General features: G+C 69.1%; 6 protein-coding genes. 2 read left to right on the top strand and 4 right to left on the bottom strand.

The features are described 5' to 3' along the window. From ON39_RS50660 to ON39_RS18110, 3 genes are all read right to left on the bottom strand, one after another. Positions 1-1,218: precorrin-2 C(20)-methyltransferase (locus ON39_RS50660; protein ID WP_373283699.1), on the bottom strand; the 1,218-nt coding region annotated here is incomplete at its 3' end. A 233-nt stretch (positions 1,219-1,451) separates the two neighbouring features. Next, on the bottom strand, positions 1,452-2,087 hold the full coding sequence (locus ON39_RS18115) for a precorrin-8X methylmutase (protein WP_040735588.1): 636 nt from the start codon (positions 2,085-2,087) through the stop codon (positions 1,452-1,454). A gap of 845 nt (positions 2,088-2,932) precedes the next feature. After that, positions 2,933-3,370, bottom strand: coding sequence for an Lrp/AsnC family transcriptional regulator (locus ON39_RS18110; RefSeq protein WP_040735586.1), 438 nt, complete (start codon positions 3,368-3,370; stop codon positions 2,933-2,935). A 139-nt stretch (positions 3,371-3,509) separates the two neighbouring features. Between ON39_RS18110 and ddaH the strand changes: the two genes are divergently transcribed. Further along, positions 3,510-4,352: a dimethylargininase gene (ddaH, locus tag ON39_RS18105; RefSeq protein WP_246003108.1), complete on the top strand. Its 843-nt coding sequence runs from the start codon at positions 3,510-3,512 to the stop codon at positions 4,350-4,352. A 275-nt stretch (positions 4,353-4,627) separates the two neighbouring features. Here ddaH and cobG read toward each other — a convergent pair whose 3' ends face one another. After that, positions 4,628-5,818, bottom strand: a complete 1,191-nt coding sequence (gene cobG / locus ON39_RS18100; protein WP_040735584.1) for a precorrin-3B synthase — start codon at positions 5,816-5,818, stop codon at positions 4,628-4,630. Positions 5,819-6,676: 858 nt separating this feature from the next. On the opposite strand from cobG, the gene ON39_RS18095 reads away from it, so the two are divergent. Next, positions 6,677-7,906: cobaltochelatase subunit CobN (locus ON39_RS18095; protein ID WP_040735583.1), on the top strand; the 1,230-nt coding region annotated here is incomplete at its 3' end.

The raw sequence follows: 7,906 nt of genomic DNA, 5'->3' as shown, positions 1-7,906 counted from the left end.
GACTACCACCTGGCCGGTTTTGCTTTGTGCGCCAATGTCTTCGGTCGGATGGGTGGGGTCTGAGTCGACCGAAGTGGCAGGACTAGTGAGATCGCTTGGGGCAGAGGGGGTATCGCGTTCCTGCGCGAGGGGTTCCATGCGGCTGGTGCGCGACGCGGAGAGCGGGTGATGCGAGATCTGCGGGGCCGCTTGGGTGTCCGGCGCTGCGGGGCGGAGGAAAGGCGATTCCTGCCCGGCCGCCTTGGAGGTGGAGGGGGCGTGGGAGGAGTTCTGCCGCACGGCCTCAGATCTCGCTGTGGCTGGGTCGAGGTGGGAGGAGTTCTGCTGGGCTGACCCAGACCTCGGCGATGCGAGGCGGAGGTGGTGCGAGTCCTGTCCGACTGCCCTGGGTTCCGCCGATGACGGGTGGGAATTGGGTGAGTCCTGCTGGGCTGACTCCGGCTCCACCGATGCCGAATGGACGCTGGACGATTCGCGTCGGGTGGGTTCGGATCCCCTGTCGGCGAGGGGGAGTGGGGTGGTCGGGGTCGGACCGGGGACCAGGGTGATCGAGAAGTAGGGGACGTCGGCGTCGGCTACGTCGGCGGCGCGCAGTACGCGTTGGCGGGTGCTGCTGGCGCGTTCGACGTAGTAGGCGTCGGCGAGGCGGCCGGAGTCCGAAAGGGCCTGGCGCACACCGGGGTAGGTGCGGCCGAGCTTCATGATGGCGGCTGCTTCGGTGTCGCGGAGCCTGCGGGTCAGCTCGTCGACGGGCATGGTTCCCGGCAGGACAGTCAGCACCTGCTCACCCTCGACCAGCGGGGTGCCGAGCGCGGCCGACGCGGCGCTCACCGACGTGATGCCCGGGATGATCTCCGCCTCGAACCGGTCGGCCAGCCGCCGGTGCATGTGCATGTAGGAGCTGTAGAACAGCGGGTCGCCCGCCGCCAGCAGCGCGACCGAACGCCCCGCCGCGAGGTGGTGCGCGAGCCGCTCGGCGGCCTGCTCGTAGAACTCGTCGATCGCGCCCTGATAGCCGCCGGGATGGTCGGTGGTCTCGGTGGTCACCGGATAGACGAGATGCTCCTCGAGCTGCCCCGGCCGCATGTACGGCGCCGCAATGCTTCTCGAAATGCTGCGCCCGTGCCGCGCGCTGTGAAACGCGATCACATCGGCCGCACCGATGATCTGCGCCGCCTTCACCGTCACCAGCTCCGGATCGCCCGGGCCCAACCCCACACCCCACAGTTTGCCTGGCGCCGTTGGCGATTCGGTCTCTGCGGCATCATCGGGGAGCGCCGTGTGATCAGGCCGTGCCGCGTCGGATTGTCCCGCTTGATCAGGCCGTTCCGCGCGATCGGACTGTGCCGCATGGCCGAACTGTGCCCCGTGGCCGGATTGCGTTGCGTGGTCGGGCCGTGCCGCGTGGTCGGATTGCGCTGTGTGGCCGAGCGTGTGGCTTGCGCTGTCGGTCATTCCTGTTCGCTCGCGATCGCATTCAGCGCGGAGGCGGTGATGGCGCTGCCGCCGCGCCGGCCGCGGACGGTCAGGTAGTCGATGCCGCCGAAATCGATGAGCGCGTCTTTGGACTCGGCGGCGCCGATGAAGCCGACCGGGATGCCGATGATGGCGGCGGGGCGCGGTGCGCCCGCGTCGAGCATCTCGAGCAGGTGGAAGAGGGCGGTCGGCGCGTTGCCGATGGCGACCACGGCCCCTTCGAGCCGATCGCGCCAGAGTTCCAGCGCGGCCGCGGAGCGCGTATTGCCCAGGGCCGCAGCGAGTTCGGGCACGCGCGGGTCGGTGAGGGTGCAGATCACCGGGTTGTCGGCGGGCAACCGCTTGCGGGTCACCCCCGAGGCGACCATGTTCGCGTCACACAGGATCGGCGCTCCGGCCCGCAGCGCCGCCCGCGCCGCGGCCACCACCCCCGGCGAAAACGCCACGTCCCCGGCGAGATCCACCTGACCGCACCCATGGATCATGCGCACCACCACCTGTGCGACATCCGGCGGGAACCCACCGAGGTCCGCCTCCGCGCGGATCATCGCGAACGAGCGCCGATAGATCTCGGCCCCGTCGGTGAGGTAGCTGGCACGCACATCGGACATGCGCTCCACCCTAAGAGGTCCGCTCCCGACCAGGTCGGCGCGGGTCACCAGGGACGCTACGGCGCTCGTGCGCCCGAAGCGCGCGGCGGCCGCGAACTCGAGGGCTGCGGCCGGCCTGACATGACGGCCATGGACTCGTGGCGTGGCAGCCGTGCAGGGTGATCGAGAACCTGAGCGGAGTAGTGGCCGCGTACTCGAGCGCTGCGGTCGCCGAGAACCCGAGGGCGCGGCGTCCCGAAACCTCGAGGAGGTGGCGGGCCGTGCAGCAAGCGGCGTGGCGGTTGTGTATTCGAGTAGCCAAAGGGGCGGTGAGTCCAAGTGGCACTGTCGCTGTGAACAGGGTGACGGCCGTGAACTTGGGTGCGCGCGGCGGCGGTGGGCCCGCGGTACGGCGTCCAAGTAGTAAAGCGGTGTGGCGGGCGCACCCGAACGGGACTGGCCGAGCGCTCGCGCAGTGCGATCGCCGTGAACCCGAGGGCGCCGGGGCGGTGTGAGGCGAGTGGCGCGGAGAGTTGAATACGGGTGGCATCGCGGCTGTGGATCCGGGCGTGTGGCGGTCGTGAATTCGACCGGGCGCGACGGCGGTCTACGGGGAGGGCTTCGCCCTCGAGCGCCTGAGCGAGTGCTGGGATCGTGTTCTCGCGCAGTGCGGTGGCCGCGTACTCGAGAGGTGCGGTGGCCGTGCACTCGAGCGGTGTGGGGCCGTGTGCTCGAGCGGTGTGGGGCCGTGTGCTCGAGCGGTGTGGGGCCGTGTGCTCGAGCGGTGTGGGGCCGTGTGCTCGAGCGGCGTAGGGCCGTGTGCTCGCGGGCCGTGGCGGCAGTGCACCTGAGGGCGGGTCGCGGGATCAGGTGCGGGGGCGTTCGAGGATGCGGGACATGACTATTGAGCTGCGGGTGCGGCCTACTCGGGCGTTTTCGCGGATGCGTTCGACGGTTACTTCGATCTCGGCCATGTCGGTGGCCATCACGTGTACGAGGGCGTCGGCCTCGCCTGCGATGGTCCATACGCCGACGACCTGGGGGATCGGCTCCAGGGAGCGGCGCAGTTCGGCGGGGGAGATGTTGTCGCGGTAGTAGACCTCGACGTAGGCCTCGGTTTTCCATCCCATGGCGGCGGGGTTCACCTGGGCGGTGAAGCCGGTGATCTGTTTGCTCGCCACCATCTTGTCGACGCGTCGCTTCACCGCGGGGGCGGTCAGGCCGACGGCGCTGCCGATCTCCTGGAACGAGGCGCGGGCCTGTCGCAGCAGGTGTTCCAGAATCCGCCGGTCGATGTCGTCCACGTCACACCCTTTTCGCCGGTGCGCAATTATTCGATGTTCTATGGCGAAAATGCGCAATGATTCGCTGTTACTGGCGCAATAGTAGGCGAATTACGGTCGTGGCAGCCGCAAGATCGCGCCGACCACACCGGGAGACACGTTGACGTCTGTAGCCACCCTCCGCGCCGAGTCCACCGCTCGTCATCCGCTGCCGCGACGGTTCGTCATGTGCCGCCCGGACTACTTCGAGGTCACGTACTGCATCAATCCGTGGATGGATCCGGCCGCGCCGGTCGACCGCGCCCGCGCCCTGCTGCAGTGGGAGACGCTGCGCGCCACCTACGAGGAGTACGGGCACAAGGTCGACGTGGTGCCCGGCGTGCCGGGCCTGCCCGACATGGTGTTCGCCGCCAACGGCGGTCTCGTCGTGGGCGACCGTGCGATGTCGGCCAGGTTCACCCACCCCGAACGGGCCGCCGAGGGCCCGGCCTATCACAACTGGTTTGCCCAGCACGGCCTCGCTGGCCTCGTCGACGCCAAGGAGATCAACGAGGGTGAGGGCGACTTCCTCCTCGTCGGCGACCGGCTGCTGGCAGGGATGGGCTTCCGCAGCTCGCTCGCGGCGCATCAGGAAGTGGCGCAACACTTCTCGCGTCCGGTGATGTCGCTGGAGCTGGTCGACCCGCGCTTCTACCATCTCGACACCGTGCTGCTGCCTCTGGACGACAACACGATCGCCTACTTCCCGCCCGCTTTCAGCGCGGCGAGTCAGGCGGTGCTCAGCGAGCTGTTCCCCGACGCCATCGTCGCTACCGACGCCGACGCCGCGGTGCTCGGATTGAACGGCGTCTCCGATGGTTTGAACGTTTTCCTCAGCGATAAGGCGACCGCGCTGAGCGAAGCGTTGCGTGCGCGTGGCTACAACCCGGTCGGCATCGACATGTCCGAGTTGCTCAAGGCCGGTGGCAGTGTGAAGTGCTGCACGTTGGAGATTCACGAATAGTCCACTGCCACAAGGCACCTGGCGCTTTGATGCCAGGTGCCTGCGTTCAGGTGACACTCGCGGCCCAAGACCTGAGCCAAGCATGATCAAGGGAAACTGATGGCGGCATCGGTCGAGTAGCGAACGCCATCGTTACCCCTTGATCTTTCCAAGCGCGCGACCGAAGGCTCGGCCCGCAGGACTGGGAACAGCCCATGCGGAATAAGAGCGGCATCCAACACTTGGGATCGGGCGATACGGAATGCTCGGGATCGTGCGTTGCCGACCGTGGCCGGTCAGGTCGACCTGCGGTATCCGGCATCGGTGGCGACGACGTCGGTGACGGTACCGCTGGGACGTCCGCAGCGACGTTCGCAGCCGGACCAGTGCTGGCGGCCGGCGACGGTCACCTCGTCCGCGCTGATCAGTGGAATGTCCTGTTGCGGAAGCGAATTCGACGCATCGGGAAGAACGCGACCGGATTCGACGGCGGCCGTCACGTCGGCGCGAACGTCGGTGTGCGACTTCGCGCATCCGGGTCGCCCCGCGCAGGCGCTGACCTGCAACCACGGCGAGTCGGCGTCGAAAATGAGCTCCATCGGCGCGAGCACGCGGACCACCTGCTCAGCCGTCCACTCGTCCATGTCCGCGATGACGACGCTGCGCCACGGAGTGATGAAGACGGGACGCTCGACGGCGGCGATGAATTCGGCCGTGCGCGCGGGCAGCGAGCCGAGCCGGATCCCGGCGCCGAGACTGACCGCTCCATCGTCCTGATTCAGCCAGCCGATCGGAATCGACTGGGCCGCATCGAAAGTCAGCCGATCGGGACTGCGGTTCAGTCCGAGCAGTTCGGTCACTCGCTCGGCGCCGTCCTCGATATCGCGCAGGCGCCACTCCTCGGCGCCGCGCAGGTCGAGGAAGCCGTGCGCGGCGGCGAGCATGACATCCACCGCGTCGGCGTCCGAGATCCGGATGCCGCTGTCCCGCCCCGCCAGCACGAGCGCGAATTCGCCTGTGCCCGTGGCATGTACGCCGATATCGCCGCCGAGTGGGCTGATATCCCCACGCCCGTCGTCCAGGGTGAACAACACGCGTCCGGGCAGCTCGGCCAGTCGCGGCGCGGCGAGCAGCGCCGCATCGAGCATCGGAACGAGCCCGTGCACATCCGCCACACCGCCGACCCGGCCGGACAGTGGCGAGGCCACGATATTGCGCACCCGCTCATGGGTGTGACTCGGCAACAACCCCGCCGCGCCGAGCCGATCAGTCAGCTCGCCCGCGTCCCGTACCTGCCGCAACTGCACGTTCCCGCGCGACGTCAGCTCGATATTCCCGTCCCCGAGATCCCGCGCCGCCTCGGCCAGCACCTGCAATTGCCCCGGCTCCACCCGCCCACCCGGCACCCTTATCCGCGCCAACGGCCCATCGGCCGCCGCGTGCAGCCGAAGCACGCCGGGACAAGAATCCGAAACACGTCGAGTCATAGTCCATCCAGCGTACTTATCGTGCCGACCAGCGCCGTCTGCCGACCGGTGCGTCCGCCGACCAGCGCGTCCGCCGACCGGCGTCCGCCGACCGGTGCGGCCTGTCGTCCGGTGTTCATGTCGACCGGTGCGGCTTGTCGACGGCGTTCCCGTCGACCGGCGTTCCCGTCCGTCGGTGCGACCGCTCCACCCGCGCTCCACGCATCGGACCGGTCGCCCACCTCGACAACCAGCGAGGCCCATCGCGGGTATTAGCCAGGTCATATCGAGAATGGAATAGGACGACCGGAGGCGTGGTTGAATAGCACTGTCGGCGTCCGGACAGCCCCGGGCCTCACCCCATTTGTCGCTTAGAGCGACCACTCGCCGAGAGGCGCTTGTGGGACGTCGGCTTTCCGACCTAGAGTCGGAAGACTCGAAGCCGCCGAGTGCATCGCGCTCGGCGGCTTTCGGTATTCGCGGCGATTTACGAGCTCGCGGGTCCGAGCCACCGCAGCGTAGAACTCCCGTCATCGCCCCGTTGTGCAGCAGGGTGCAAGACGCTCCTCGCACCAGCCCTACCGGTCGGCCGCCCGATACGGCCGCATGGATGCCGCCGAGTGTCGGCACCTCAATTTCGATCAGTTGGCAGGGCGTACAGCGTGTTACGGCGACCGGCCGACCCGGACCATCCCCACCGGCAGGTAGCATCTGCATGCTCGGCGGGCGATGAGGAAACCGGTGGAATTCCGGTGCGGTCGCGCCACTGTGAAAAGCCAGACCCTCTGGGGTTACCCAACCCGCCGGCTCCGCTGGCCGCCGACCCCGGTGGCGAGCAGCACACCCGATGGGCGCGTAACCCGAGGAAGGCCGTCACCCGTGATTCTGCTGCTGTCCACGTCCGACACCGATCTGCTCAGCGCGCGCGCCAGCGGCGCGGCGTACCGGTGGGGTAATCCGGCCCGCCTGCTGGTCGACGACCTGCCCGCGCTGCTCGACGGCGCCGATCTGGTGATCGTGCGCATTCTCGGCGGCAAGCGCGCCTGGGAGGACGGGCTCGACGCGGTCCGGGCGAGCGGGGTGCCGATGGTGGCGCTGGGCGGGGAGATCGCGCCGGACGCGGAGCTGATGGAGTGCTCGACGGTGCCGGGCGGCGTCGCGGCCGACGCGCACAACTACCTGGCCGCGGGCGGCCCGGACAACCTGCGGCAGCTGCACAATTTCCTCTCCGACACGGTCCTGCTGACCGGCCACGGCTTCGAGCCGCCGGTGCAGCTGCCGAGCTGGGGTGTGCTGGAACGGACGAGTTCGGTTGCGGCCGAAGGCGATACCCCGACCGTGGCGGTGGTCTATTACCGCGCACAGCATCTCGCCGGAAACACCGGCTACATCGAGGCGTTGTGCCAGGCGATCGAGTCCGCGGGGGCGCACGCGTTGCCGCTGTACTGCGCCTCCCTGCGCACCGCCGAGCCGGAACTCCTCGCGACGCTGCGCCGAGCCGACACCCTGGTGGTGACGGTGCTCGCGGCGGGCGGCACGAAGCCCGCGACCGCCTCGGCGGGCGGCGAGGACGAGGCCTGGGACGTCGGCGCGCTCGCCGACCTCGATGTGCCCATCCTGCAAGGCCTCTGCCTGACCAGCGGGCGCGCGCAGTGGGCGGCCAACGACGACGGGCTCTCCCCGCTCGATGTCGCGACCCAGGTCGCGGTCCCGGAGTTCGACGGCCGGATCATCACGGTTCCGTTCTCGTTCAAGGAGTTCGACGCCGACGGCCTGTCCACCTACGTCCCGGACGCCGAACGCGCGGCCAGGGTCGCGGGCATCGCGGTGCGCTACGCCCGTCTGCGCCGCATCCCCGCGGAGCGCAAGCGCGTAGCGCTCATGCTGTCGGCCTACCCGACCAAGCACGCTCGCATCGGCAACGCCGTCGGCCTCGACACCCCGGCCAGCGCGATCCGGCTGCTCACCGAGATGCGCGACGCCGGTTACGATCTCGGCGCGCCCGGCGAGATCCCCGGCCTCGACGAACGCGACGGCGACGCGCTCATCCACGCGCTGATCGCGGCGGGCGGCCAGGATCCGGACTGGCTGACCGCGGAACAGCTGGAG

It is taken from the genome of Nocardia tenerifensis NBRC 101015 (genome assembly GCF_000308715.1).
Taxonomy (GTDB): Bacteria; Actinomycetota; Actinomycetes; order Mycobacteriales; family Mycobacteriaceae; genus Nocardia; species Nocardia tenerifensis.
This window is presented reverse-complemented; position numbering and strand designations above follow the sequence as displayed.